This is a genomic window from Schaalia sp. Marseille-Q2122, from assembly GCF_903645355.1.
Classification (GTDB): domain Bacteria; phylum Actinomycetota; class Actinomycetes; order Actinomycetales; family Actinomycetaceae; genus Pauljensenia.
This window is the reverse complement of sequence record NZ_CAHJXR010000006.1, coordinates 179,759-205,178: the sequence shown is the minus strand read 5'-3', so window position 1 is coordinate 205,178 and position 25,420 is coordinate 179,759. Positions and strand designations below refer to the sequence as shown.

Sequence of the window (25,420 nt, the reverse complement as noted above, 5' to 3'; positions counted from 1 at the left end):
TCGTCGCTGACGTTGGCAGATGTGGCACGGCGGTGGGTGGCTGTGGTGGCGGGGGTTGGGTGTGAGAGCATGTGAATGGTCTTCCCTGAGTTATTCGGCGCCATCGTCATCGTTGTGCTCACTTGATTGAGTGCTATCCGTTGCGGGAGTATCGATCCAGCCGTCACATTCAAGAGGTGCTCCGTTGAAGTTTGCGAGGAGGCCACGCTCTCGAATTCCGCACATGCTGGCGGCACTGATGCCCGGGTGGGAAGTAAAGAATCGTTGAGCACGTGCCGTGGCCTCGTCATCGAGTCCGGGATCAGTGCCATTGAGGTAGTCGAACTCTAGGCGTGTGAGATGAGCGTAGGAATCTGCGTCTTCTGGTTTTTCGGCATCCGGTGGGGTGTCGGCGTATGAGTGGATGTGGAGGGTGGTGGGTGTGGGGTTCCAGTGGTCGTCGACGTTGCGCCAGTTGGTGGTGTTGCCTTCGATGGTTTTGAGGAGTTGGTCGAAGGGGTAGTTTGTGGGGGGTTCCCATCCGTTGTGGGGGTGGATGATGATTTTCCACCATTTGCCGATGGTGAAGGTTTCTTCGAGGTGGCCTAGCGTGTCGGGGAAGTCGGAGCGTTTGGCGACAAATGTGGAAGGGAAGGCCGGCAGGTCGCCGTGGTCGAGGGTGACGCTGGTGCAGTTGGCGGTGACGTGTTGGATGCCGGGGGCTGCGGCGTATTGGTCGATATGGGCAAACATTTCGCGGCCGTGGCATGGGGTGTTGGTGGGGGGAACAGCGTATTCGTGGAATGAGAGTGTGAAGGGGGTGGTTTTGATGCCCCAGGTGATGTCGATGCTGATTCCTTCGTGTAGTCCTCCTGCGAGGGAACCTGCGGGAATGGCTGTGATGCTGTGGAGGAGGTTGTTTGCTTGTGCGGCGGTTGTTTCGGCGTGGAGTTCGGCGGTGACGATGGTGGTGTTGTGGTCGGTGTCTTCGGGTATTCCGTTGCAGGGGGTGACTTCGTGGGTGACGATGAGGGGGTTCTTCGCTAGCAGGCTCTCGATGTTTTGGTAGCGTTCTTCGCAGCCGGCCCCGTATTTGGGGCCGATGTCGGGGTAGCTATCACACCCGGACAACAAGGCTCCTAGGGAGAGGGCAGTGACGCCTGCGAGTGCGGTGATCGCACGTCGGTGGGCGGGTTTTGTGGTCTGTGGTTTCTGTGTAGTCATTGTGGTTGTGTGGGAGTGTGTTTAGAGGAGGCCGAATTCTTGTGATGGCCAGTAGTAGCAGTAGTAGGGGACGCCGGAGCCGTGGAATAGTCCGCGCTCAGAGACACCGCAGATTCTTGCGTCTTTGATTCCGGGGTGGGTATTGAGGAAGTTGCCGATTCTTTGTGCGGCTTCTTGGTCGAGTCCGGGGTCAGTGCCGTTGAGGGTGTCTATGGTGATGCTCGATAAGGAGGGGTCGAGGTTCTTGGTCTCTTCCGTTGCGTGTTCTTCTTCCTCGTCCATTCCTGGAATGTCGGCGTAGGAGCGCACGTTAAAGGTGGTGGGTGTGGGGTTCCAGTGGTCGTCGACGTTGCGCCAGTTGGTGGTGTTGCCTTCGATGGTTTTGAGGAGTTGGTCGAAGGGGTAGTTTGTGGGGACTTCCCATCCGTTGTGGGGGTGGATGATGATTTTCCACCATTTGCCGATGGTGAAGGTTTCTTCGAGGTGGCCTAGTGTGTCGGGGAAGTCGGAGCGTTTGGCGACAAATGTGGAAGGGAAGGCCGGCAGGTCGCCGTGGTCGAGGGTGACGCCGGTGCAGTTGGCGGTGACGTGTTGGATGCCGGGGGCTGCGGCGTATTGGTCGATATGGGCAAACATTTCGCGGCCGTGGCATGGGGTGTTGGTGGGGGGAACAGCGTATTCGTGGAATGAGAGTGTGAAGGGGGTGGTTTTGATGCCCCAGGTGATGTCGATGCTGATTCCTTCGTGTAGTCCTCCTGCGAGGGAACCTGCGGGAATGGCTGTGATGCTGTCGAGGAGGTTGTTTGCTTGTGCGGCGGTTGTTTCGGCGTGGAGTTCGGCGGTGACGATGGTGGTGTTGTGGTCGGTGTCTTCGGGTATTCCGTTGCAGGGGGTGACTTCGTGGGTGACGATGAGGGGGTTCTTAGCTAGCAGGCTCTCGATGTTTTGGTAGCGTTCTTCGCAGCCGGCCCCGTATTTCGGCCAGACAACGGGCTGACGTAAATCCTCACACCCGGACAACACAGGACTAGCGAATAGCAAAAGTAAGCATAGGAACATAGCGGGGATAGAGATTCTCGCTTCAGTGAAACTACGCATCTTCAGCAACTACTTTCCTAGCTTCCACTTTGGGGAGGGAGAGGCTCTCCCCAACTGGTTGTGACGAAGCGATCAGCGTATTCGCCCCAGGAGATGATAAAAACCCCGTCCTTAGGCTCGCCTGTTTCATTGTTGTGGCCCCAAGGGTTACGCAAGGTCAGGTTCTCCTCGTCCGCGCTAATCACCGTGTAAACGTGAGCAGTGGAGATTTGCTTCCCGTCATGTGGTTTGAGTTCACCAGAGAGTTGAGTTTGCGTGGTGACTGCTTGGCCATTGTTTACCGCATTGATGATCTCCTGCTTTGAAAGAGGGGCATATTCGCGGTTTTCCATATCGCCAACATTCTCGCTGGCTACGCTCACAGAAGATAACCCTGTGATTGCTTCGTATGCGTCAGCGTGAAAGCCACCTTTGATGCCTCTTTGTATATAAGACAAGCGGGTGCCTCCGGGATGGATCTGGCCATAAGCAGTTTCGTAGAGCGATCCGATCGAGGGAACGTAAGTGACGTGTTTACCCATTACATGTCTCTCACCCACTCCATGCGTATATACATCGCGGACAAGCACCTTACGGGTAGTGACCTCGCCGGTCAGGAAGTGGCGGTCATAAAGGGTGACGAAGAAGCCGTCAATCTTCCCGTTCCTGCCGTAGTGGGGTTCGATCTGCTTGCGCACAAATGCCCGCCCCTCGGGGGAGTTCAACACTCCAGCCAAAGTAGCCAGCATGTAGCAATCGCCAATCTCACCTTGGTCGACTTTTGACATGTCCAAGGATTCCAAATCCTTCATAATCCGGCGCACATCGGCTTCAGTCAGAGGCTTTCGATCCCCATGGTTCAGTCCGTTTTCTCCCCAGCTGTCGGGCTCATTATGCAGCGCTTCCCACAAGATCGCCGCTTGAGTCTGTCCGCACTCATCCAGGCGATCAAGAAGTGCGCGAGCCTGGGCGCGCAGCCCCTCCAGTTTGCGCTCGTATGCCCTGTAAGCGGCGTCGTACTCGCGTGCTGACACAGAGTTGAGGCGGGAGAAAGCTTCTTGAGCCTCCTCTTCCAAGAGTGCAATGTCACGGTGAGTGTCTTCCAAGCACTCCAGGTAGCGCCCGATAGCCTCCACCCCATCAATGAAGCCACTCTCCGTGCTATCTACTTGCGCCTGAGCTTTGAGATGGGAGGTGCGGAAGGCTTTCTGCGCCCGGCCTTTCCACTCGGGTGCGAGGCGTGGAATGGATGCGAAACGTTCACATGTGTCCTGCAAATGGCGACGCAACTTGTCGAGATCATATTGGAGAGTGAACAGGGCAGCAGGAGCTCCAGGAGCTTCGGTGAGAAGAGACAGACTCAACGCATACTCCAATCCCAAAGACCGCCCAGGAGCATGGTTCGGTCACGCACATCCAAGTCGCACTCTTGAGCGTTGAGGGCAGTTTTTTCTGCGGCAGTGGCAGTGTCTTCGCACCAGTCTCGCAGCTGGATGAGTCTGTGGTCATAAGCGTCAATGAAATGTCGATACGCGTGGGCCATCTGCTCATGCCCCCACGAGTAAGAGTCAACACCAACTGTGTAGTGGAGGCTGCGAATGCTATCTGCTACGTCAAGGCAACGCGTTTTCACAGCAAACAACTCATCAGGAATAATCACCAGATCGTGATTAGCCATCGACACCTCCTCGTGAAGAAAAGCTGCAAATCTAAAGGGATGCTATCAGGTAGACCAATCAAACGAAGGGCATTTGAAAGCACAACCTCCCGAAGTTCAAGATCCTAGGAAGCATTGCCGTCAAAGAGGCGAGGAAGAGTCAGGTTGATGATGTTCCAGAAGGTCGACGCCCAGGTGTGAGTCCAGAGCCGAAACAGAGGATATGCACCCTGAATTCGCCTTGGGTGCACACGCGGGAGTGCAGAGGGTATGAGACTGGAGCGCGGACGGAGTGAAACTGGAGCTTGGGGGGAAGGAGGAAGGTGCGCGATGCGGCGCGAAAGGCGCGTGAGGGACGGTGACGAAATGCGGTGAGCATAGGCGACAATGGACATGGCTTCAGCCCGCCCGCCAGAGAAAGGCATTGCAGATGCGCGCAGTGTTTAGTGGACTCACCACCGTGGATGTCATCCACCGCCTAGACCACGTGCCTGACCCCACGCTGAAGGTCACCTCCACCGACTTCACCCTGGCGGCCGGGGGCCCGGCGACGAATGCGGCCGTCGCCTATGCCGCCCTGGATGCGATTATGCGTGAACTCGAATTGGGCGAGGGTACCCAGCCGATTCTCCTCACTGCCCTGGGGTCGGATGCCAGCTCTAACCTCTTACTCGCAGACCTTCAGGCAGCAGGCGTGCACACACTTGACGCCACCGACTGTGAGGCCGCCGCCTCTGACCCCAAGCATTCTGAGCCTGCGACCTCCTCTATTATTGAGCACCCCGAGGGGCGCATGGTGGCCTCAACGAATGCCCGGGTCGGCGTTGATGTGGGGACCGCTCGTATGCTCCTCAACGAGGCCACCGCCCTCCCCGCTGCAGCAGAACCCGCTGATGCGCAGTATGTCAGTGATACTCGCGTCGGTGGCATCGCTGTTGTTCTCATTGATGGGCATAACCCCGCGCTCGCAGACCTTGCCCTGCGTCTGGGTACTGCCTCGTACGCTCAGCCGGAACACGCGGACGAGGACCCTTTCGCTGCGCTTGAAGATAAGCCTGCCCACTTGCGCATCCTTGATGGTGGCTCGTGGAAGCCGTGGCTGACGCCGCTGCTGGGTTTCGTTGACGTGGCCGTCCTGTCGGCTGACTTCCTCCCGCCCCTCGTTCCCGCAGGCGACGCGGACGCGATCGCCGCCTTCCTGCGCGGTTTTGGTATTACGCGCACGATCCGCACCAACGGCCCCGCCCCTGTCCAGTGGTGGTGGGATGGGGAAAGCGGCGAGGTACCCGTCCCCCGCGTCAACGCCATTTCCACGATGGGTGCTGGCGATATCTTCCACGGAGCCTTCGCCTGGGCTCTCGCCCAATATCGCAATGACGAGGCCACCCCCGCCACCGCCTTCCGCGAGGCTCCCGCCACCCCAGTTGCCTGCATTGAGTTTGCTTCCCGGGTTGCGGCCCTGTCGACCACGCATTTTGGCACGCGAAGCTGGCGTGAGGACCCTGCCCTGCGTGACCTGGTGAACGCGGTGCTCTCGAGGTGAGTTACTCCTAGCTTTGTGTGCGCAGAGAATCCGGTAGGTGGTAGCGGGTGCCTCTGCGCTGACCGCTGACCTCGGCCAGGTTTCGCTTGACGAGTTCCTGGAGGTCATTTCGCGCTTGTGTGGAGTCAACGGCGAAACGTTTGCGGTATGTGGCGTTTGAGAACGAGGTGCCGCGACGCATGTCCAGAAGGGCTTCCTTTTGATGCCGGTTGAGGAGGTCAGCGCCGATAGTGCTGAGCCACAGCAGGTCTTCCGTGGGGTGAGCTGCAGATCGAGGAAATTTCACGGTGAAGCGGACGGAATTGTCGAAAAAGTAGGGGGGTTGCAGTCCTGCTTTGCGCAGAGAGTTGCGCATTGTGCGTATGCCGCTCCCAATAGCTTCGATAATTCTGCCGTGTGGCCCGTGAACATAGCGGCAGATGGTGTAGAGGTGTTCGTTAACTGCGGATTTTCCATCGCCGGTACCGAGCTGATCGCGGGTGAGTCCCCATAAGCCGCCGGGGTTGGTCAGAATGAGGCCAGCGTCAGAAATCTTGAGTTCAACTGCGCGCCCGAGTGCTGCGTCTGAGAGGTCACGGTGGACGAGGGCGTTGGCGATGGCTTCTCGAACTGCGTCGGGAGGGAATGTGTAGGAGTTGCCTCCATGAGCTTCGTTGCCGACGACGTCTACGGTTATTGCCGTGGTGGTGTTATCGGCAACCCATCGGGTGGCGTCGGCGAGAATACGAGGTAGGGGGCCTGTAAAGTCGCGTCGGTTGAGGGCTCTCGTGTCGTCTTGCCCCGCCCGTGGCACAACATATGCGGTGAGCATGAGGGTTGGGAAGAAACGCTGGGGATAACGGCCTAGGGCGTAGAGGCCGCCGCGAGTGAGCTCACCATGAGGAGTTGTGACATTGAGATTGAGGAGGATGTCTGAATCGGAGGCTGTGGCCAAGGCAGAAGAGTCACTACGAACGTTAGTAAGAAAACCGTTAAGTAGTTCAGTGTCGAGGTCGTCAACGCTCGTGCCGGGAACGGGTAGTCCATCCTCGCGAGGACGAACGTGCCGACGGATAAGCTGCTGCTCTTCCTGGGGAGACATTGTGTAGTCACCGTCAAACTGGCGGATGTAGGCTTTGTCAGTTTCCTTCCAGCGGCAAGGTTTGTCATTGGCCGCTGCTTCTTTGACATTGACGGCGACGACGGTGATTTCGTCGACGGGAATGGCGATGGGATCGACCTGGATAGGGGAGGAGAAGCCTTTGCGGGCTTGGTCGGTGATCCTTTGGATGTAACCTCTTGGGTTAGCGACGCCGATGAGGGGGTTATCGGCAGAGTCATCGACTCCAAGCAGGATGGTGCCGCCGCCCGAGAGGTTTGCGAAGGCGCTTAATGTCGGGCCAAGAGCCTTGCGGGAGTACATGCTCATGGTCTTGGCTTCGACAGTTGAGTAGTCGCTCTCATGAAGTCTCATGAGAGCGAGAGCTTCCTGCAAGTCTTCAAGTGTGCGGATCATGATGACCATTTTACGCCAGAAAGTGGCAGTTATGTTCGTCAGAACCCGAGTTATGACATAACTTCGACATAAAACGGTCAGTTATGACAGAAAAAGGCCAGTTATGAGATAAAAACGCTGAGTTATCTCATAACTGGCCCTAAGCGCCTACACCCAGCCAGACGAACAGGCAGATAAGCAGCCAGCCAGATGAGGCCAGCCACAGCCCCTAGCGCACGACGGGCACCTGCAGCTTCGCCCATGCCAGAGCAGTGTCGATCAGCGTGCGCGGAGCCTCCTCATCACTCAAGGACTCATCCCGGACGACCTCGACGCGCGACCCGGCGGGCAGAAGGGGGAAACTTTCTTGCGTGACCTCGACAAGGCCCATGTCCTCATCGTCCGCGTCGTGCAGGACCAGCACGGGGTGCTCAAGGTTGCCCAGAAGCTCAGATGTGTCCGTCAGTGACAGGTCAGCCAGGGTCTGCTTGGAGATAGTGAAGTGCGTGCGCGGCCCGGGCGAATCATCGGGGATGGTGGTGGCGCCGCGGGTTTCAAGCTCGTCAAGCTGCTGGTCGGAGAAGATTGCCTCCCAGTCAAAGGACATGGGCTGCAGGGCGGCCCCGCACAGGATGTGCGTGCGCGCAGCGGGCAGGTGGGCGGCCAGGGCCGCGTGGGCACCAAAGGAGTGGGCGTGAATCACTTGGCGGGTGAAGCCCCGGTCGGTCAGCCACCCGGAGGCCGCTTTAATGTCCTCCACCTGGCTGGCTAGGACAATGACATCATCGCTGGACAGGCCGTGTCCGGAGTAGTCGAATTCGAGGGTGGCGTACCCGGCTGCGCGGTAGGCGGCGGCGAGTTTGCGGAAGTGGCCGATGGAGCGTCGGTCGGCCAGAACAGAGTGGGAGAAGAGCACGGCAGCGTCGCCAGTGTCGACGGGATTGATGAAGGTCGCTGACAGCTCAACGCCGCGAGGAGTCAGGATCATGATTTCGCTCATGGCTCCAACCTATCGGTCAAAGCCCGTGCTGGCACGGGGAAGTCCCACTGTGCGGGAATTTGTGCCAAGCCTGCGCCTAGAAGGTTGCCCCAAATGCCAAGCCCAGCAGGTAGGTAACGGCGGCTGCGCCATACCCGATGGCGAGCTGGCGGAAGGCCCTGGGTGCGGGCGACTGACCCGCCAAAATGCCGACGACACCGCCGGTGAAGAGCAGTGCGACACCCACCAGGCCGGTGGCCACGCCAATAGCCCACCAGCCGTTTAGCCCCGCAATGTAGGGCAGGAGGGGCACGGCCGCGCCGCCCGCAAAAAACAGGAAGGACGAGGCTGCCGCCCGCCACGGCGTGCCGATTTCCTCGCCCGCGCCGGCGGCCTCGCTGGGCAGGCCCTCACCGAGGGCGGCGCGAACGGCGATGGAGGAGGATTCCCCGGTGGCGGGGGTACGCACCTGGGCGAAGATCTGGGCGGCATGCGCGGCGGCCTCTTCGGCGCCTTCCCCGCGGGCGCGGAAAACAAGTTCGAGTTCGTTGGCGTTGACGTCAAGGGCGGGCACGGAGCGGTGCGCCTCAGGATCGGGCACGGAGGCGTCGAGGAGTTCTTGCTGGCTTTTGACGCTCACCCACTCGCCCGCAGCCATCGACAGGGCGCCAGCGAGGAGCCCAGCCAGACCGGTGAAGAGAACGACAGCGGTGGATACGCCCGAAGCGGCGATACCCAGGACGAGGGCAAGGTTGGAGACGAGCCCGTCGTTGGCGCCAAAGACGGCGGCGCGGAAAGTACCAGCGAGGGACTGACGTGAGCGTGCAGTCAGGCCTCGCACGACCTCGCCGTGGATGTGCTCGTCGGCAGCCATTTGGGCGGTCGCGTCATCATCGGAGTCGTAGCGGTTGCGCTGCTCGGAGCGTTGAGCCATCGCGAGAATGAAGATCGTGCCGAAGCGTTGGGCCAGGGCCGCGCCGAGGCGGCCCGACAGGGAGGGCTTGGGGGCGGGCAGGGCGTGATCTCCCAGGAGCGCCAGCCAGTGTTCTTCGTGACGAGATTCAGCTTCCGCTAACGCTAAGAGGACGGCGCGTTCTTCACCAGTTCGGCGGCGCGCTAGGGACCGGTAGGTGTCGGCTTCCATACGCTCTTCAGCGAGGTGTCGGCGCCAGCGTCGGATCTGCGCGGGAGTGGGGTTGTCAACGGTGTGCGAACAGGGGGTGTTCGCCTCCGGAGCGAAAGGTGCGTTCACTTGCCTACAGCGGGGTCGTGGGGATCAGTGGAAGGACGGGCGGCGGGGGCCTCGTCAATGACCTCAACGGTGATGGTCGAATCGACTGCGCTGCGCGGGGTGGCGGGAGCGCCAAAGAGGCGTTCCTTCACGGCGTCGGCAACCTTATCGGTCACGGCCTCGCCTTGCGCGCGCACAATGTCGGACACCTTCTGACCTGCGGCGTCGAGGGGGCGAGCGACCAGGGGGGTGCGGCGCAGGCGGTGGCTGGCTTCGCGGATGCGCTCGTATTGCTCGCGGCCGGCGCGGGTGCCAAGGACGTAGCCGATACTTAAACCGACGAGTACGCCAAACTTCATGCCCATGCCAGCCTCCTGGGGATTATGGTGCTTAGTGAGACCTTATTACCCTAGCGCGATCGGTGGACTCGCGCAGCCAGCGGTGGCGATCTTCACCGCCGGAACTGTCCGAAGTTGGCCGAGCGAGTGCGCGCCCGCGCGGTGATGACGGACAATATGGAGCGTGATGCGCGATCTCTTCGATGGAGCTAACGAGATGTTGCCCGACCTGTTCCGGGCAATTGACCTGCTGGGGGTGCTGCTCAACGGTATCCTCGGTGGACGCCTTGCACGCGCGAAACACTTTGATGCCGTGGGTTTTGCGGTGCTGGCAATCATGTCGGCGCTGGCTGGCGGCATGGTGCGCGACACCCTGCTGCAGGCGGGACCTCCGGTGGCCCTCACTGACCCTTTCTACCTGGCGACGGCCCTGGTGGGCGCCGGTATTGCCATGCTGTGGAAGCTGGAATCGCGCCCCTGGAGGATCGCGCTGGTGATCGCTGACGGGGCCGTGCTGGGCTGCTGGGCGGCGACGGGCGCGCAAAAGACGCTGGCCGCCGGTTTTGGCGTGATTCCGGCGATTATGTTGGGCATTATTACGGCCGTGGGTGGCGGCATGATCCGCGACATTGCGGCTGGGTCAGTGCCGCAGGTGTTTGGCGGTAATAACTTGTATGCCACGCCGGCGCTGGTGTCGGCCTCGATTATGGTGATCTTCTATCACTTTGAGGTGGCGACTTTGGGCATGCTGGTGGCCACTATCGTGGGCACGGCTTTCACGGGCCTGTCACACTGGAAGCGGTGGCAGCTTCCCCAGCATGATGACTGGACGTTGACGCTGACCTCCTCTCAGATCCGCCGCCTGCTTTCACGAGGTGTCCCGCCGCAATGACCCCTTCCTCCTCGCCGTCTTCGCCTGCGCCGAAGCCGGGGCCCCCGAAGCCCCGTCCTGCGCAACCTCGCCCGCCGCAGTCGGGTTCGCCGCAGTCGGGGTCGCGCGCCCCTAAGCCCAGCCCGCCTTCGTCTGGCGCGCAGCCGCAGGGCGTGGGTTCTGCTGATTCACGAGGCTCCCGCCCCGCTTCCGCAGGGCGAAAGAAGTCTCCTTTTGGCCCGTGGTCGCGGATTGTTGCTTCCCTTGTTGCCGCTGTCTTTGGCGGATGGTTGGTGTTGCCGGGAGTTGGGCCGGATGTCTTTGACCTGGGTGGGACTACGGGCGGGAGTGGTGCGAACTCGGGAAGGGATGCTGGTAGTCACGCGAATCCGGGGAAGGACGCGGGTGCGGCGCCCTCGTCAGATGGGGCGGCAGGTGGTGGCAACGGGGCGATGACGCCCCTGGAAGCTCAAGCCCGCCGCCAACTGGCTGAACTTGAGGTGCGGCCCAAGGCCTATGTCGAAGGCTACGACCGCTCTGAATTCGGCCCGGCCTGGGAGGACGTCGACGGCAATGGCTGCGATACCCGCAATGACGTGCTCGCCCGCGACCTAGAGGATATCCGCTACCGGAAGGGCTCTCGCTGCGTCATCCAGACGGGCACTTTGCATGACCCCTATGTGGGGGTGACGATGCCTTTCCAGCGGGGGGATGCGACCTCGCCACTGGTGCAGATTGATCACGTGGTGGCCTTGGGGGATGCGTGGCGGGCGGGAGCCTGGGAGTGGACCCCGGGTGAACGCAAGCGTTTTGCCAACGACCCCGAGAATCTGCTGGCCGTGGAAGGGCAGGCTAATCAGGATAAGGAAGCTTCCCGCGCTGATCAGTGGATGCCGCCCAATCAGGAGTATCACTGCGAGTATGTGGCCCGCCAGATTGCGGTGAAGCACGCCTGGGGGCTGAGCGTTATTGAGCGTGAGCGCCAGGCCATGCTGGATGCTTTGGATACGTGTCCGTGACAGTGTGCTGCGTCCCAGAGTCTGCGCCCAGAGTCTGCGCCCAGAGTCTGCGCCCGGTCCTTTGCGCTCCTGCCTCGCTTTTTACACACTGCGTTGTAGTTTGCACACCGCATAGCCCCCAGAAACTGCAACGCGGTGAGGAAAAGTGTGGGTAAGTGGTGGGATGCGCCTACAACCAGCCATTCGCCGTGGCCTGCGCGGCAGCCTCGGCCCGCGTGCGCGCACCCGTCTTCGTCATCGCCGCCGAAATATGGTTACGCACGGTGCCTTGACTCAAGCCCACAGCCTGCGCAATATCAGCGACCGTACCGCCGCGGGCAACCTCGCGCAGAATCTCCACCTCACGGTCGGTTAAGGGCGAGGCCCCCGCCGTCAACGCCTCCACCGCAAGCGACGCATCGACCTGGCGTAGTCCCGCGTGGACGCGGCGGATCGCCTCGGCCAGCTCTTCGGAAGGGGCATCTTTCACGAGGAAACCGCTGGCCCCAGCGTTCAGGGCGCGCTGCACATAACCGGGTCGGCCAAAGGTTGTGAGCACAAGGATGCGCACGCCGGGGAAGCGGGCACGGACGGCCTCGGTGGTGGTGATGCCATCCATGACGGGCATCTCAATGTCGGTCAGGAGCACGTCAACGCCAGGTGATGATTCGTGTGCCGAGGGCACCTGCGCGCTCCCGCGTGTGAGCTCAGCGAGCAAAGCGATGGCCTCGGCCCCATTTGCTGCTTGGCCGCACACCTCGATGTCGTCTTCCAAACTGAGCAAAGACGCCAACGCTCCGCGCACCATCGCCTGATCGTCAACAACAACAACGCGAATAGGGGCGGTCATGGGGTTGCCTCCAGTTGCTCAGGTGCCGCAGATGAAGAAGGTGGCGAGGGCGGTGCGGGTGGTGAAGCCAGCGGGGGAGAAAGCACCGAGGGAGCGGAGTCAGTCACCGGAGGCACCGCGGCTGATCCGGCTTGCGCGGATGAGGGCGGCTCAGACTTTATCGGCAGCCCATGAGGAGTGGACGTGGTCAGCAGGGGCGTGGCTGCCTCGTCAAGCTTCAAGTTCAGCACCCACCAATTCGCCTCCCGCCCCCAGGACAGCCTGCCGTACTCCCGGGTGCGCTCGGCCAACGCATCCAATCCTGATCCCGCTCCCCGAGTCTTACGCGAATAGGCCTCGCTGTAGCCGTTATTGCGTAGCTCAACGCCATTATGGCCAATGGTGAGCACGGCGCGGCTGGCCTTGGAGTGGACCACAATATTCGTGGTGCCTTCTCGAATGACGCGGGCAATCAGGGTTGAGGAGATGCCCACAGGCGGTGTGCCCTCCCGATGGATTTGCAGATCAACGCCGCTGGCGGCCAGGAGGGTGGTAGCTGAGGCAATCTCTTCATCCAGATTGAGCTGGCGATTATCCGTCACCACTGCACGCACTTCCGCTAAAGCCGAGCGCGACAGTTCTAAAAGCTCGCTGACCTGCGTGTGAGCTTCCTGCGGGCGATCCTTTTCCAGCAGTCGTTTGACTAGGTCAGCTTTGATAGTCATGCCGGTCAGGGTGTGGCCCAAGATGTCGTGAAGGTCGGCGCTAATACGGTCGCGCTCGCGCTCGCGGGCCAAGGCCAAAAGCTGGGTGTTGCGGGCTTCTTGGCGCATACCGGCATCCATGGTGAAACGCGATAGGACGGTGGTAAAGGCTGATCCAAGAAAAGCGAAAGGGAGGAACCAGCCGCTTTCAAAGGCCAGATGTTCGCCCAGCGCAATAACGAACAGTCCGGCTATGCCAGGTGCGACAAGACGGCGAGGTGCTTGGAGTGCCCACGCCGCTGCGGGAAACCCCAGCATCTGACTGCCTCCAGAGCTCCCTATGGCGTAGACCAGCAATGCCCCTAAAAACTGCAGGCCAAGAAGAAGGGCGTGAGTCACCCAAAAAACCCGAGGCACAGGGCCAGGATGAGGGGAAACAGGGTTGGTGATCCAGGTTGCTAGGTAGCTAGCAATGAAGGCAACGGTGGTCGTCGCCAGAGCCAGACCGAGGGGCCGATGAAGTCCATATTGATAGGCCCCGTAAAAGGGAAAAATGGTGAACAAGAGGAAAGGGGTCGCCCATAGGAGGGAAAAGGCTCTTGAGTTCATGTTGAGCCCAAACACGCGGTCGTCTGTGTGTGTGCTGTTCACGCTGCCCCCTGTTTTGCGGTGAGTGACGGTATTGGCGCTGGGATGTGCGAGGTGTGCGCCTGCGGGCGGAAAAAGATTCCGTCCGCAGGCGCTGTGTTTAAGGTCGACGCAATCTGCCGCATCGGAAGTACCTTGACTCTATCGGCCTGCCCCCGCTGGAACAGGCTCGCACCCTAGCGTGCCGTGTCTCGCCGCTGCCCCCACACGGCAATGGCCACGAAGAACAGCATCCACGCCACCAGGGAGATAATCCACCAGGCTTTAATCTCGGCACCGTAGATGGGAGACATGACCAGTTGAAGAGGCCCATAAAGCGGCGCGTAAGGCGCGATCGTTTGGAAGAAACTCCCCATCTGATCCAATGGTAAGAACATGCCAGACAGGAAAGCACCAATAAGAATCACCATCGATGAGGCAGAAAAGGCCCCATCGGTGCGCACAGCAAAACCGGCAGCTAAGCCAATGGCGCTAGCCATAGTGGAGGCGACAACAATGAGTGCGCCCGTCATGAGCCACACCAGGGGTTCCATACGCGAACCGGTGGCGTAGCCGATGCTGTAGGTGATGAGAATGGTGACGGCGCTCAGGAAGAACGCCGCCGTCAAACGGGCAACGATCTGGGCAACTGTTGAGAGTGGGGTCAGGGCAAAGAGGCGCGAGACACCGTTAGAGCGTTCCAGGGACACATTGGCTCCCAGGGACGATGAGGTGAGCATGACACCGTAGAGCGCCATCGATGCCAGGATTGAGGAGGCCACATTGCCGTGCCCCACCCAGGTGTCTGAGTAGTCCTTCCCCACACCGAACATCAGGTAGATGACGATGGGAAGGGCCAAGCTAAAACCCAGGTTGTAGGGGTTCGTCAGTACCTTATACAGACTCATCCAGGTGAGGCGCCCAAAGCCTCGCCACGGTGAGGCAGGCGCAGGGGCAACGAAGGGTGCTAGTTCAGTTTTTCCGTTTGACGAGGCCGTTGCTGCGTGCAGTGGGGTGGTCATCGTCAGAGTCCTTTCGTAGCAGTCGAGGGGGAGGCAGTGTCGGCCTGGCCGTTGGTAATGGTGGCGTAGGCGTCCTCCAGGCTGGAGGGCACAATCTCCAGACCGTGTGCGCCGGGCACGCTCAGCAGGTAGCGGGCGGCATCATCAAGATCAGCGCCTTGGATGGTGAGGCGCTCCCCCTCCCAGCCCAGCTGCCAGTCGGCGCTTCCAGGCAGAGCCCGCAACGCGGCTTCGACCTCGTCAATCGGGCCAGCGGTGCCAGAGGATGCCAACTGGTCGAAGGCGATACTCAGGGTCGAGTAGGCGGCCAGGCGCTGAATATCAGCGGTGGCGGCGTCAGCAACCACGCGCCCACCGGCCATAATGATCGTGCGTTCAGCGAAGTCCTGGGCTTCAGCTAGGTAGTGGGTGGCGAAGATAATTGTGCGGCCTTGCAAAGCTTGGGCGCGCATGAGATCCCAGAATGAGCGGCGCGCCATGGCATCCATGCCGGCGGTGGGCTCATCCAAAATGAGGAGCTGCGGATCAGGAAGAAGAGCCAGGGCCAGGCGCACACGCTGCTTCTCGCCGCCCGAGAGCTTCACGATGGGCTTGTCTGCATGCTCAACGAGGTTCGTCTCCTCCAAGATCTGCGCAACAGGCAAAGCTTGCGGGTGAGTGGCAGCAAAGAGGGTGAGCATCTGGGTGACGGTGTAATCCTCCAAAAGCGCCCCGGTTTGATGGACGACGCCAACCAAAGAGCGGCGAATCGCCTCGCGTGGTTCCATATCAAACAGGGTGGCGTTGCCCTCATTGGGAGCCTGCAGACCCAGGGCAATATCAAGCAGGGTAGTCTTTCCGGCGCCATTAGCGCCCAGAAGGGCCACGATCTGACCACGTGGAATTGTCAAGGAAACATTGTCGACGGCGGTGAGTGCTTTAAAACGTTTCGTCACGCCGTGAACTGCAAGTGCATCTGTCATACCCATAAGTGTGGGCGCTGCGGGGAGCGTGAAACAGTGTGAGAGGTGAGGGGTTATGGCATGACAGATGTCACGCTTCCAGCACGGGGAAATCTTTCGCTGACGGACTCGGCTAAACTGGATTCTCGCAAGACAGGGGAGCTACCAGCACAGACTGGAAGCTGAGAGTGCGCACGCAGACCCTAGAACCTGACTCGGCTAATACCGACGGAGGAAGTCGCATCTCCGGTGACCACCGCGCCACCGCACCCCTCCAGCACCGATATGTGGAGGACACCCTCATGACCATCAAGCGCCCCGTAGCGGCACTTGCTCTTTTCACCGCCACCGCCATGCTTACCCTGACCGCATGCTCTGGCCAGACCGCCCAGTCCGCCGATGCCGCCGCCGAATCTGCAGCTTCCGGCGCTGTTGCCGCCGACGCAGCCGAGAGCCTCGTCGTGCTCTCCCACGATTCCTTCGATTTCCCCGAGGAACTGCTGAACCAGTTCGAGAAGGACACTGGCGTGAAGGTCACCATCCAGGCAGTTGGGGACGGCGGCACCCTCGCCAATCAGCTGGTCCTATCCAAGGACGCCCCCCTGGGCGATGTCGTCTACGGCGTGGACAACACCGTCTCTTACCGCCTCGCTGGCCAGGGCGTGATCGAGGACGCCGGCGTGGCCTCCCCGCAGGCTGAACTGAACTTCGCTGGTGAGCCGGGCCTCGTGCCTATCGACCACGGAGACGTGTGCGTCAACCTTGATAAGAAGTGGTTCGCCGACAAGGGCCTGACCCCTCCGGCCACCTTCGAAGACCTGGCCAAGCCCGAATACAAGGACACCTTGGTGGCCATGAACCCCGCCACCTCCACCCCCGGCATGGCCTTCATGCTGGCCACCATCAACCACTTTGGCGAGGACGGCTGGACCAACTACTGGACGTCCCTGAAGAACAACGGCCTGAAAGTCACCGAAGGCTGGTCGGACGCCTTCAGCGTTGACTACTCTGCCGGTGAAGGCGCAGGCCCCTACCCCATGATGGTGTCCTACGGTTCCTCCCCCGCCTACTCCATCACCGAGGACGGCACCGACACCACCACCGCATCCCTGCCAGCGACCTGCTACCGCCAGGTTGAGTACGCGGGCGTCCTGGCTGGTTCGGACAAGGTCGAGGCTGCCAAGAAGTTCGTGGAGTTCATGCTCACCCCCGAGGTGCAAGAGGCCATCTCCGAGGTGACCTACATGCACCCGACCGTTAAGGAAGCCAATGCTCCCGAAGACCTCGTGAAGTTCGGCTCCCTGTCTGATACTCCTGTTATCGTCCCTGCCGATAAGATCGCGCAGATGGCTGAGGAGTGGCTCAAGACCTGGCAAGCCACGGTCATCGGCTGAGCTGAGTAACTGATATGCACTCGGGACGAGGTGCGCGCCGCTGGACCACCCTGCTGTGGTGGTCCCCGGCCGTCCTCGTCCCGAGCGTTTTTCTTCTCCTCTTTTTCGCCTGGCCCGCTGCAACGCTGGTCGCCCGCGGCTTCACCAACGAGGCCGGCGCCCTTGACCTTTCGGCCTTCCACGAGGTTTTCGCCCGCCCACGCACCTGGCGCATTATTGGCCTGACCCTGGGCATGGCAGCCGTGGCAACAGCACTGTCGGTGCTGCTGGGGGTGCCCGGCGCGCATGTGCTTTACCGTTGCCGCTTCCCTGGGCGCGCCGTGGTGCGCGGCATTGTTGCCGTGCCTTTCGTGCTCCCTACAGTTGTGGTGGGTGTGGCCTTCCGCAGCCTGCTGGCGCGCAGCGGCTGGCTGGGATTCCTCGGCCTGGATGGCACGATCACAGCCGTCATTGCGGCCATGGTCTTCTTTAACTATTCGCTGGTGGTACGCAGCGTCGGCCCCGTGTGGTCCCGCCTTGACCCCCGCATGGCTGAGGCCGCCCGCGCCCTGGGAGCCACACCCCTGCGTGCCTTCCTGACCGTCACCCTGCCTGCCATTACCCCCGCAATCGTGTCGGCCGCGTCGGTGGTGTTCCTCTTTTGCGCGACAGCCTTTGGCATTGTCTTGATCCTGGGTGGCGTGGAGTTGGCCACGATCGAGTCTGAAATCTACCTGCTGACCACCGCTTTCCTGGATCTGCGTTCGGCCGCCGTCTTGTCCATCGTGCAGCTGCTGGTCATCACCGGCGCCCTGTGGATGGCGGGCGTGGCCCGCCGTCGAGGCGAACGCGCGTTGAAGCTCCGTTCGGATGCGGTGGAGCATCCCGTGGGACGCCTGGATCTGCCAGCTTTGGCGGTGACGGTATCGGTGGTGTGCGGCGCGATTCTGCTGCCACTGGTGGCCCTCCTTGCCCGGTCTTTCCAACGCAAGGGGCAGTTCACCGTCCAGAATTGGTGGGATCTGGCGAATGCGAACCTGTCTCGGGCAGTGAGGGTGAGCGCGCTTGAGGCGGCGTGGAACTCGCTGGTGATCGCGGCTCAGGCGGCGGCCATCGCCCTCGTCCTGGGGGTACTGGTGGCGTTAGTGGTGACGCGCAAGCCTCGCGCCAAGGGGGCCCAACGTGCCCTGGCCCTGCTGGATGCGGCTTTCATGCTGCCCCTGGGGGTGTCGGCTGTGACGGTGGGTTTTGGTTTCCTCATTACTTTGAATCGGCCGCCGCTGGATTTGCGTTCCTCAGCGTTGCTGATTCCGATCGCGCAGGCGGTGGTGGCAATCCCCCTGGTCGTGCGCCTGGTTGCCCCCGTGTTGCGTGCCATTGACCCGCGTCAGCGTGAGGCTGCGGCCGCCCTGGGCGCGCACCCGCTGCGCGTGTTGCTCACTGTGGATGGCGCGCACCTGGTCAGGGCGGGCGCGGTGGCCGTTGGTTTTGCTTTCGCCACCTCTTTGGGTGAGTTCGGGGCGACATCCTTCCTGGCCAGGCCGGAGGCTCCGACCCTGCCGGTCATGATTTATCGTTTGATTTCGCGCCCGGGCGCCCCCGAGCAGGGGGTGGCGGTTGCGGCCTCGGTTCTTCTGGCGGTGATTGCCGCTACGGTGATGGTTCTTGTTGAGCGAGGCCGCCCGTCAACTGCAGGGGAGTTTTCATGACGACTGCGCCAGATTTACGCCTGCAGGGCGTCACGGTCCGCTACGGGAGCACCATCGCTGTTGATGGCGTGGACCTGCAGATCCGCGCCGGGGAGATCGTTGCCCTGCTGGGGCCCTCCGGTTCAGGCAAGTCCTCCCTGTTGCGCGCGGTGGCTGGGCTTGAGCCCGTGGCTGCGGGCGGCCTGCTGTGGCGAGGCCAATCCATTGTTGATATTCCAACGCATCGGCGTGGCTTTGGCCTGATGTTCCAGGATGGCCAGCTCTTCCCTCACCGGGATGTGGCGGGCAATGTCGCCTACGGTATTCGCGCCCTTCCGCGCGCTGAGCGCGCCCAGCGCGTGCGGGAAGTGTTGGATGTGGTGGGCATGGGGGAGTATGCCTCCCGTTCGGTGTCCTCCCTGTCGGGAGGGCAGGCGCAGCGCGTGGCGCTCGCTCGGTCTTTGGCTCCACGCCCGGAACTGCTGCTCTTGGATGAGCCGCTCTCGGCCTTGGATCGGTCCTTGCGTGAGCGCCTGTCCAGTGAGATTCGCCAGATTTTGCGCGAGTGCGGCGCGAGCTGCATCTACGTCACCCACGATCAGGACGAGGCTTTCGCCGTGGCTGACCGTATTGGCGTCATGATCGATGGGCGTCTGGCTGCGTTGGCCGCGCCGCAGGAGTTGTGGGCGGCGCCGGGGCGGCGCGATGTGGCTGACTTTTTGGGATTTGGCCCGTTTATTCCGGTGGGCGAGGGGCGTTGGCGTGCGCTGGCGCCCGCTTCGGTGCGGGTGCGTCGCGTCATTGACGAGGGCGGGGCCGGCGCGCTGACCTCGGAGGTGGAGCTGGAGGAGATGACGGCGGCTGCTGGGCAGGCGGGCGCGATTCTTCACCCGGTGGGTGTCATTGTGGATGCGCGTGGCGGGCGTGGGCATAGCCTGGTGGAGGTGCGCATGGGGGATAAGACCCTGAAGGCGAGGGCGTTGCCGAATCTGGGTGCCGCTTCGGATCTGGTGGGGGCGTTGGTGGAGCTCGAAGTGGATCTGTCGAGCTGCCCTGTTGTTGTGTGAGCTGGGCTGATAGGCGGGTAGCTGAAAGCAAGGAAATCCTTGCAATACTGGGCTTTTCTGACGGTGAGTTCGGATATATCGAGGGATGTCCCACAAAGCGTGACGATATGAGGCGAAGTGAATTAACTAAGGCTAGCCTTTCCTATTGCAATCATTGAGTACTGAGAGATCTGAAATACCTGCTTGGGTGGGTAGCCAGATACTCACCCCGCAGAAAGTGGCCCCATGACCTCGCTTCGCACCCGCCTCGCCGCCCTCGCGGCCGTCGCCACCCTCGCCCTGACCGCCTGCGCAGGCGGCACCAGCCAATCCGGCGCCACCGCAACCGACACCAACGCCTCTGGCGCTACCGAGTCTGCAGCCTCAGGCAACGTCATCACCCACGCCTACGGCACCACTGAAATCCCTGAAAAGGTCGAGCGTATCGCCACCATCGCCTGGGGCAACCACGAGGTTCCCCTCGCCCTGGGTGTCATGCCCGTCGGCATGGCCAAGCAGAGCTGGGGCGTCACCGACGATTCAGGCATGCACCCCTGGACTGCTGATGCTGTCAAGGCCATTGGTGGTGAAGCCCCCGTTCTTTTCGACGAGACCGACGGCATTAACTTCGAAGCCATCGAAGCCACCAACCCCGACATCATCCTCGCCACCTACTCGGGCATCACCAAGGAAGAGTACGAAACCCTCTCCAAGATCGCCCCCACCATCGCCTACCCCACCACCGCGTGGGGCACCCCCTGGCGTGACCTCATCACCATCAACGCCGCCGCCATCAACAAGAAGGACGAGGGCGACACACTCGTCGCCGACACCGAGGCAAAGATCGCCGAGGCAGCCGCCAAGTACCCCCAGCTCGCCGGTAAGTCGGCCGCATTCTTCTACGGCTCCACCGAAGACCTCTCCAAGGTCGGCTTCTACGGCACCCGCGACCCCCGCACCGCATTCCTCTCTGACCTTGGTATGAAGGTTCCCGCCTCCGTCGCGGCCGCTACCGAAACCACTGAGGACTTCCACATTCAAGTCTCCGCCGAAAACGCCGACACCCTCTCTGACGTGGACGTCATCGTCATGTACGGCTCTGACGCTGACCTGGCCAAGTACCAGGCCGACCCCCTCCTGGGCACTATCCCCGCCTTCAAGAACGGATCGGTCGTTTTCGTGGGTAACGGTGAAACCGCATTCTCCGCAGCCGTTGGCATCAGCCCGCTGTCCATCCCCTGGGTCGTTGAGGAATACACCCAGAAGATCGCCGCAGCAGCAGACAAGGTCAAGTGAACGCTACTAACCACTGAACGCCTGTGAAGATCCAGCGTCTTTTCGTAGCGGTCCTGGTTGCCCTCGCGGTGACCGGGGCCGCTGCGGCGTGCTCCGTCGCCTTCGGCGCCCGCATCGTCACCCTGCCTGAAATCCTTGACGGACTCCGCGCCGCCGGCGTACCACTCCCAGGCACTACCGATGCTTCCGCCGATGCCGCACACAGTGTTGCCGCACTGGCCGTTGCCGAACGCCTCCCCCGCACCGCTATTGCCCTTGCCGTTGGGGCCGCCCTTGGTGTTTCAGGAACGCTCATGCAGGCCGTCACCCGCAACCCCATTGCCGACCCCGGCATTCTCGGCATCAACCACGGCGCAGCCCTGGGCGTGATCCTCGGCATGACCCTGTGGCACACCTCCGACCTGCGCATCACCCTATGGCTGGCCCTAGCGGGCGCATTCACCACCGCCTTCTTCGTCTACCTCATTGGATCCTTAGGACCAGGCGGAACCACCCCCATTAAGCTCGCCCTTGCTGGCGTTGCCACCACAGCACTGCTATCTTCCCTGGTCACCGCTATTCGCCTTCCCCAGGACCAGGCACTAGATGAGTTCCGCTACTGGCACACAGGGTCTTTAGGGCGTGGCAGTTGGGACACCCTCGGCACTGTTGCCCCACTACTCGGCGTCGCACTCCTGGTAGGAATCCTCTGTGCGCGAGCCCTCAACTCCCTCGCTCTGGGAGACGAGGCCGCCACCGCCCTCGGCGTCAATGTGGCACGCACCCGCATTATTGCCGTCTCCGCTGGCGTGGCGCTCTGCGCTGCAGCAACAGCCGTGGCCGGCCCGATTAGTTTTGTCGGCCTCATGGTGCCCCACACGCTGCGCGCCCTGTGGGGCCAGGACATGCGCCTCATCCTGCCCCTGAGTGCTTTCGGAGGCGCCGCCCTCCTGACTTTTGCCGATGTTGCGGGGCGCATTATCGGACGCCCCAACGAGGTTGCCGTCGGCATCATCACCGCCTTCATTGGCGCCCCCATCCTTATTGCCATTGTCCGAGCAACCAAGGTGCGTGACTTATGAGCGCCCCCTCCTTCCCTCCAGGCGCGCCCGCTTCTCAGGTAACGGGCGGCGCGCACGCCCTCGCCGCTGACATTCGCGTAGAACGAGGCCGACGCTCCCGCCGTCACTCTCTTGTCACCATCAGCCTGGCCATCCTGGCCTTTGCTCTGTTCTGGATGACCCTCGCCTACGGTGAAAAAATCTTCACCCCCGTTGAAATAGTGGGCGTTATTGTTGGTAACGACGTGCCTGGCGCAAGCTTTGCGGTCGGGGAAATCCGCCTCCCTAAAGCGCTGCTTGGCATGCTGGTCGGCATGGCAATGGGGATGGCCGGACACGCCTCCCAAACTATGCTCCGTAATCAACTGGCCAGCCCTGACATTATCGGCATCACCTCGGGAGCCAGCGCGTCGGCTGTATTCGCCATCCTCGTGCTGGACTGGTCGGGCATGCGCGTCACCGTGCTTGCCCTTATTGCAGGTATCACCACCGCTCTGCTCATTTATCTACTGGCAACCCCCGGTATCCTCGGGGCACTCTGGGCCTACATGCGGGCCGCAGCAAGTGGCCAGCCGCGCCCGCAACTTACCCTGGGGACCGGCAGCGCCCAAGGTGGACGCCTGATCCTCATTGGTATTGGCGTGTCGGCCATGTTCACCTCACTCATCTCCTACCTGCAACTTGAAGCGAAGATCTACGACGTCAACGACGCCCTCCGTTGGCTTTCCGGCTCGCTTTCGGCCGCGCAATGGGGCCATGTTCCCTTCATGACGGGTGCGCTCATCATCTTTGGAAGCATCCTCCTGTGGCGCAGCCGTGACTTGTCCCTGCTCGCTCACGGTAACGAGGCCGCTACCGCCCTCGGCGTTCCCGTCAACGCTGCGAGCGTGAGCATTATCCTCGCCCTTGTGGGCCTGGCTTCCGCATCGGCCGCGGCCACCGGCCCCATTGCCTTCCTGTCCTTCCTGGCGGGGCCCATCACTGTGCGCCTTCTTGGCCCTGTTGACCGCTCGGCACTGATCCCTGCAGCGCTTATGGGGGCCTGCCTGGTCTTGGGGGCTGACCTTGTTGGACAGCATCTGGCTCCTGTGCGACTTCCCGTTGGTGTTGTCACGTCTTTGATTGGCGCACCCTACCTTCTGACGCAACTTATCCGCATCAATCGACAGGGGACCAGCGCATGAGCGCACTTGCCCAGCATCCCAGCCATGTCAGCGCTCAGCGCCTTGGCCACCCTCATGACCGTGCTCAATCGCGCGCACTCTCCACGCGCGACCTGACCTCTGGATACCGCAATGTCCCGGTTGTGCGCAGCGTCAATGTGGATATTCCTCCAGGGAAAATCACCGTCATTGTTGGCGCCAACGCCTGCGGAAAATCCACGCTTCTCAAAACAATGGCCCGCATTATCCCCACCATCTCTGGGGCGACTGTCCTTGATGGTCATGCGATTACTGCCATCCCCACCAAAGAACTTGCCCGTCAGCTTGGTATGCTCCCCCAGCACCCCTTAGCGCCTGAAGGGATCACGGTGGCCGACCTCGTTGGCCGCGGCCGCCACCCCCACCAGCGCCTCTTCCGCGCGTGGAGCGGCGAGGACGCCCAGATTGTCGCCGAATCCCTGGAGGCCACCGGCATCGCCGACCTGGCGACACGCAGTATCGACGAGCTCTCCGGTGGGCAACGCCAGCGCGTGTGGATTGCGATGGCCCTGGCACAGCGCACCGATGTGCTGCTTCTTGACGAGCCCACCACCTTCTTGGACCTCACCCACCAGGTGGAGGTGCTGGATCTACTCACTGATGTGAACCGCGAGCGTGGCACCACCGTGGTCATGGTCCTGCATGACATTAATCTGGCAGCCCGCTACGCCGACCACATTATTGCCATGAAAAAGGGCCAGGTTGAGGCCGAGGGCGCCCCGCGCGAGGTCGTCACCGCGCAGATGGTGCAGTCGGTGCTGGGCTTGCGCGCGCAGGTCATTGCCGATCCCGTGTCGGGCACGCCGCTGATCGTGCCGATTGGACGCCACCATGCGGCCGGAGGTGAAGCGCAGTTCGCGCTCAAGGGCGTGCCACAGGAAGGTTTCGGCAATGACTGAGTCCACCAGCTACGCCCTCGACGCCTGCCCGCCCGCTGACCTGCCACCCTTCCGGCTTTTCCGCATGACGGTGAGTGCCATTGAGGACCTCACCCCGTCGATTCGTCGTTTCACCTTCCGCGGTGAGGATGTTGAACACTTCGGTGATCCTGGTCTGGATCAGCGCATTAAGGTCATTTTGCCCGCTGGCGGAGAGGCTGTGGGAAGCGCGACTCGCACCTTGCCCTCTGCTTCGCGTCTTGGGCCAGATTCACGTTGTGCAACTGCCACTCACCAAGAGACTGCCTCCACTTTCACCACCGCATCTACTTCTCCTCCCAATGGTGGCGGCGCGCAGATGCTTGATCTCAACGCGACGGCGTGGGCGTGGGCCTCGTCCCTGTGGGACACCCCCGACTGGTACGGAACCTGGCGAGCAATGGATCCGAGCACGCGGCCTGTCATCCGCACCTACACCACACGAGCCGTGCGTTACGAGCGGGGCGAGGTTGATGTCGATATGGTTGTCCACCCTCCGCTGCGCGTGGCACATGGCGAGCCTGCTTATGAGGGCGAACATGTGAAGGCCGCTGACGAGGAAGCGGAAGAGCGTGGGTTGGGACCTGCCGCGCGGTGGATTCGCAACGCGCGCGTGGGGGACGAGGCCATGATCCTGGGTCGCAACCGCTACTTTGTGGGGGACTGCGGTGGGCAAGATTTCATCGCTCCAGCCCTCACGGAGGCTTTCCTTATTGGTGGGGACGAGACGGCTGCTCCCGCAATTGCGCGCATGATGGAAGAGCTGCCGGCGAGCGCTAGGGGTGTTGCTGTGGTGGAGTTGCCCTCGGATGCGGATTGTTCGTATCTGCCCACCCATCCCGGCATTGAGGTTCGTGTATTTGGCCGGGGTGATCGCCCTCATGGTGAGCGTCTGGTGGCCGAGGTGATGCGGGCGGCCGCCGAGCTATCCCCGCCGGGTGTAGCCCACGAGGTGGAAGAGATCGACATTGATCACGACATTTTGTGGGAGGTGCCTCGCCATGCGAAGGGCGGGGCCGCGCTCAAACGCGCTTCTTTATACACCTGGCTAGCTGGCGAGGCCGGAGCCGTGAAGACCTTGCGTCGTCATCTTGTGGCTGAGCGGGGGATGGATCGGCGTTCAGTAGCTTTTATGGGGTATTGGAGGCTGGGCCGGGCTGAGTGCTGAGTACTGAATGCTGGGTACTGGGTACTGGGTACTGGGTGCTGAGCACTGACTGCCTTCAGCGCGCGGGTATCGTCGCGTGTGCTCCGATATGTACTCCGCAAGTACATGTCCCGCCGATATGTACCTTTTTGCCCTCAAAAAGTACATATCCGGCGAACGTGTACCTTTTCGGGCCGAAAAAGTACATATCGGACTA

23 protein-coding genes and 1 riboswitch are annotated in these 25,420 nt (G+C 61.7%); of the genes, 11 read left to right on the top strand and 12 right to left on the bottom strand.

Going from position 1 to position 25,420, the window contains the following annotated elements:
• Positions 1 to 90 precede the first annotated feature (90 nt).
• From HWX48_RS08455 to HWX48_RS08440, 4 genes are all read right to left on the bottom strand, one after another.
• Complete coding sequence (locus tag HWX48_RS08455) at positions 91 to 1,110, bottom strand: hypothetical protein (RefSeq protein WP_175956537.1); 1,020 nt, start codon at positions 1,108 to 1,110, stop codon at positions 91 to 93.
• A gap of 114 nt (positions 1,111 to 1,224) precedes the next feature.
• Entirely contained in the window at positions 1,225 to 2,301 is a 1,077-nt protein-coding gene (locus HWX48_RS08450; RefSeq protein WP_175956535.1) for a hypothetical protein, read from the bottom strand.
• Between the two features lie 17 nt (positions 2,302 to 2,318).
• A complete protein-coding gene (locus tag HWX48_RS08445; RefSeq protein ID WP_175956533.1) occupies positions 2,319 to 3,644 on the bottom strand; it encodes a C2 family cysteine protease in 1,326 nt (441 codons plus the stop codon).
• Positions 3,641 to 3,958 carry a hypothetical protein gene (locus tag HWX48_RS08440; RefSeq protein ID WP_175956530.1) on the bottom strand — a complete coding sequence of 106 codons (318 nt, stop codon included), beginning with the start codon at positions 3,956 to 3,958 and terminating at the stop codon, positions 3,641 to 3,643. Before HWX48_RS08440 ends, HWX48_RS08445 begins: the two co-directional genes overlap by 4 nt.
• A 409-nt stretch (positions 3,959 to 4,367) precedes the next feature.
• Between HWX48_RS08440 and HWX48_RS08435 the strand changes: the two genes are divergently transcribed.
• Positions 4,368 to 5,480, top strand: a complete 1,113-nt coding sequence (locus tag HWX48_RS08435; RefSeq protein ID WP_175956528.1) for a PfkB family carbohydrate kinase — start codon at positions 4,368 to 4,370, stop codon at positions 5,478 to 5,480.
• Positions 5,481 to 5,487: 7 nt separating this feature from the next.
• Here the strand turns inward: HWX48_RS08435 and HWX48_RS08430 are convergent, their stop codons facing one another.
• The 4 genes from HWX48_RS08430 to HWX48_RS08415 all read right to left on the bottom strand — a co-directional run bounded on the left by HWX48_RS08430 (position 5,488) and on the right by HWX48_RS08415 (position 9,529).
• Positions 5,488 to 6,975, bottom strand: a complete 1,488-nt coding sequence (locus HWX48_RS08430; protein WP_175956527.1) for an RNA-binding domain-containing protein — start codon at positions 6,973 to 6,975, stop codon at positions 5,488 to 5,490.
• A 208-nt stretch (positions 6,976 to 7,183) separates the two neighbouring features.
• Positions 7,184 to 7,954, bottom strand: coding sequence for an alpha/beta fold hydrolase (locus HWX48_RS08425; protein ID WP_175956525.1), 771 nt, complete (start codon positions 7,952 to 7,954; stop codon positions 7,184 to 7,186).
• Positions 7,955 to 8,030: 76 nt separating this feature from the next.
• Positions 8,031 to 9,185: a VIT1/CCC1 family protein gene (locus tag HWX48_RS08420; protein WP_254873036.1), complete on the bottom strand. Its 1,155-nt coding sequence runs from the start codon at positions 9,183 to 9,185 to the stop codon at positions 8,031 to 8,033.
• Positions 9,182 to 9,529, bottom strand: a complete 348-nt coding sequence (locus HWX48_RS08415; RefSeq protein ID WP_254873035.1) for a YtxH domain-containing protein — start codon at positions 9,527 to 9,529, stop codon at positions 9,182 to 9,184. Before HWX48_RS08415 ends, HWX48_RS08420 begins: the two co-directional genes overlap by 4 nt.
• A gap of 160 nt (positions 9,530 to 9,689) precedes the next feature.
• Here HWX48_RS08415 and HWX48_RS08410 point away from each other — a divergent pair, with 160 nt between their 5' ends.
• Together HWX48_RS08410 and HWX48_RS11270 are read left to right on the top strand one after the other, a co-directional pair.
• Positions 9,690 to 10,394 (top strand): trimeric intracellular cation channel family protein, encoded by a 705-nt coding sequence (locus HWX48_RS08410; protein WP_175956524.1) that lies wholly within the window; start codon positions 9,690 to 9,692, stop codon positions 10,392 to 10,394.
• A complete protein-coding gene (locus HWX48_RS11270) occupies positions 10,391 to 11,392 on the top strand; it encodes an HNH endonuclease family protein (protein WP_254873034.1) in 1,002 nt (333 codons plus the stop codon). The genes HWX48_RS08410 and HWX48_RS11270 overlap by 4 nt, the downstream gene beginning before the upstream one ends.
• Positions 11,393 to 11,561: 169 nt before the next feature.
• Here the strand turns inward: HWX48_RS11270 and HWX48_RS08400 are convergent, their stop codons facing one another.
• The 4 genes from HWX48_RS08400 to HWX48_RS08385 form a co-directional block, all read right to left on the bottom strand.
• Positions 11,562 to 12,221, bottom strand: coding sequence for a DNA-binding response regulator (locus HWX48_RS08400; RefSeq protein ID WP_175956522.1), 660 nt, complete (start codon positions 12,219 to 12,221; stop codon positions 11,562 to 11,564).
• A complete protein-coding gene (locus tag HWX48_RS08395) occupies positions 12,218 to 13,303 on the bottom strand; it encodes a sensor histidine kinase (protein ID WP_175956520.1) in 1,086 nt (361 codons plus the stop codon). Before HWX48_RS08395 ends, HWX48_RS08400 begins: the two co-directional genes overlap by 4 nt.
• Before the next feature lie 425 nt (positions 13,304 to 13,728).
• Positions 13,729 to 14,553 carry an ABC transporter permease gene (locus HWX48_RS08390; RefSeq protein WP_175956518.1) on the bottom strand — a complete coding sequence of 275 codons (825 nt, stop codon included), beginning with the start codon at positions 14,551 to 14,553 and terminating at the stop codon, positions 13,729 to 13,731.
• A gap of 2 nt (positions 14,554 to 14,555) precedes the next feature.
• Positions 14,556 to 15,515, bottom strand: coding sequence for an ABC transporter ATP-binding protein (locus tag HWX48_RS08385; protein ID WP_254873033.1), 960 nt, complete (start codon positions 15,513 to 15,515; stop codon positions 14,556 to 14,558).
• A 124-nt stretch (positions 15,516 to 15,639) separates the two neighbouring features.
• Positions 15,640 to 15,748, top strand: a riboswitch (TPP riboswitch).
• Between the two features lie 48 nt (positions 15,749 to 15,796).
• Here HWX48_RS08385 and HWX48_RS08380 point away from each other — a divergent pair.
• From HWX48_RS08380 to HWX48_RS08340, 8 genes are all read left to right on the top strand, one after another.
• Entirely contained in the window at positions 15,797 to 16,888 is a 1,092-nt protein-coding gene (locus HWX48_RS08380) for a thiamine ABC transporter substrate binding subunit (RefSeq protein WP_175956514.1), read from the top strand.
• A 14-nt stretch (positions 16,889 to 16,902) separates the two neighbouring features.
• A complete protein-coding gene (locus tag HWX48_RS08375) occupies positions 16,903 to 18,576 on the top strand; it encodes an iron ABC transporter permease (RefSeq protein WP_175956512.1) in 1,674 nt (557 codons plus the stop codon).
• Positions 18,573 to 19,622 carry an ABC transporter ATP-binding protein gene (locus tag HWX48_RS08370; RefSeq protein WP_175956510.1) on the top strand — a complete coding sequence of 350 codons (1,050 nt, stop codon included), beginning with the start codon at positions 18,573 to 18,575 and terminating at the stop codon, positions 19,620 to 19,622. The genes HWX48_RS08375 and HWX48_RS08370 overlap by 4 nt, the downstream gene beginning before the upstream one ends.
• Positions 19,623 to 19,847: 225 nt before the next feature.
• Positions 19,848 to 20,897 carry an iron-siderophore ABC transporter substrate-binding protein gene (locus HWX48_RS08365; RefSeq protein ID WP_175956508.1) on the top strand — a complete coding sequence of 350 codons (1,050 nt, stop codon included), beginning with the start codon at positions 19,848 to 19,850 and terminating at the stop codon, positions 20,895 to 20,897.
• A gap of 23 nt (positions 20,898 to 20,920) precedes the next feature.
• Positions 20,921 to 21,958, top strand: a complete 1,038-nt coding sequence (locus HWX48_RS08360) for an iron ABC transporter permease (RefSeq protein WP_254873032.1) — start codon at positions 20,921 to 20,923, stop codon at positions 21,956 to 21,958.
• Positions 21,955 to 23,121: an iron chelate uptake ABC transporter family permease subunit gene (locus HWX48_RS08355; RefSeq protein ID WP_175956506.1), complete on the top strand. Its 1,167-nt coding sequence runs from the start codon at positions 21,955 to 21,957 to the stop codon at positions 23,119 to 23,121. The genes HWX48_RS08360 and HWX48_RS08355 overlap by 4 nt, the downstream gene beginning before the upstream one ends.
• A complete protein-coding gene (locus tag HWX48_RS08350) occupies positions 23,118 to 24,038 on the top strand; it encodes an ABC transporter ATP-binding protein (RefSeq protein WP_175956504.1) in 921 nt (306 codons plus the stop codon). Before HWX48_RS08355 ends, HWX48_RS08350 begins: the two co-directional genes overlap by 4 nt.
• The gene (locus HWX48_RS08340; protein WP_254873031.1) at positions 24,031 to 25,224 is read left to right on the top strand and encodes a siderophore-interacting protein; all 1,194 of its coding nucleotides are present in this window, start codon (positions 24,031 to 24,033) and stop codon (positions 25,222 to 25,224) included. The genes HWX48_RS08350 and HWX48_RS08340 overlap by 8 nt, the downstream gene beginning before the upstream one ends.
• Positions 25,225 to 25,420 lie beyond the last annotated feature (196 nt).

What these genes read in the sequence shown, in the direction of transcription:
- HWX48_RS08450 (WP_175956535.1), bottom strand. Translation starts at nt 2,301, where the DNA reads ATGCGTAGTTTCACTGAAGCGAGAATCTCTATCCCCGCTATGTTCCTA.
- HWX48_RS08440 (WP_175956530.1), bottom strand. Translation starts at nt 3,958, where the DNA reads ATGGCTAATCACGATCTGGTGATTATTCCTGATGAGTTGTTTGCTGTG.
- HWX48_RS08435 (WP_175956528.1), top strand. Translation starts at nt 4,368, where the DNA reads ATGCGCGCAGTGTTTAGTGGACTCACCACCGTGGATGTCATCCACCGC.
- HWX48_RS08430 (WP_175956527.1), bottom strand. Translation starts at nt 6,975, where the DNA reads ATGATCCGCACACTTGAAGACTTGCAGGAAGCTCTCGCTCTCATGAGA.
- HWX48_RS08425 (WP_175956525.1), bottom strand. Translation starts at nt 7,954, where the DNA reads ATGAGCGAAATCATGATCCTGACTCCTCGCGGCGTTGAGCTGTCAGCG.
- HWX48_RS08415 (WP_254873035.1), bottom strand. Translation starts at nt 9,529, where the DNA reads ATGGGCATGAAGTTTGGCGTACTCGTCGGTTTAAGTATCGGCTACGTC.
- HWX48_RS08410 (WP_175956524.1), top strand. Translation starts at nt 9,690, where the DNA reads ATGCGCGATCTCTTCGATGGAGCTAACGAGATGTTGCCCGACCTGTTC.
- HWX48_RS11270 (WP_254873034.1), top strand. Translation starts at nt 10,391, where the DNA reads ATGACCCCTTCCTCCTCGCCGTCTTCGCCTGCGCCGAAGCCGGGGCCC.
- HWX48_RS08400 (WP_175956522.1), bottom strand. Translation starts at nt 12,221, where the DNA reads ATGACCGCCCCTATTCGCGTTGTTGTTGTTGACGATCAGGCGATGGTG.
- HWX48_RS08390 (WP_175956518.1), bottom strand. Translation starts at nt 14,553, where the DNA reads ATGACCACCCCACTGCACGCAGCAACGGCCTCGTCAAACGGAAAAACT.
- HWX48_RS08385 (WP_254873033.1), bottom strand. Translation starts at nt 15,515, where the DNA reads ATGACAGATGCACTTGCAGTTCACGGCGTGACGAAACGTTTTAAAGCA.
- HWX48_RS08380 (WP_175956514.1), top strand. Translation starts at nt 15,797, where the DNA reads ATGACCATCAAGCGCCCCGTAGCGGCACTTGCTCTTTTCACCGCCACC.
- HWX48_RS08375 (WP_175956512.1), top strand. Translation starts at nt 16,903, where the DNA reads ATGCACTCGGGACGAGGTGCGCGCCGCTGGACCACCCTGCTGTGGTGG.
- HWX48_RS08370 (WP_175956510.1), top strand. Translation starts at nt 18,573, where the DNA reads ATGACGACTGCGCCAGATTTACGCCTGCAGGGCGTCACGGTCCGCTAC.
- HWX48_RS08365 (WP_175956508.1), top strand. Translation starts at nt 19,848, where the DNA reads ATGACCTCGCTTCGCACCCGCCTCGCCGCCCTCGCGGCCGTCGCCACC.
- HWX48_RS08355 (WP_175956506.1), top strand. Translation starts at nt 21,955, where the DNA reads ATGAGCGCCCCCTCCTTCCCTCCAGGCGCGCCCGCTTCTCAGGTAACG.
- HWX48_RS08350 (WP_175956504.1), top strand. Translation starts at nt 23,118, where the DNA reads ATGAGCGCACTTGCCCAGCATCCCAGCCATGTCAGCGCTCAGCGCCTT.
- HWX48_RS08340 (WP_254873031.1), top strand. Translation starts at nt 24,031, where the DNA reads ATGACTGAGTCCACCAGCTACGCCCTCGACGCCTGCCCGCCCGCTGAC.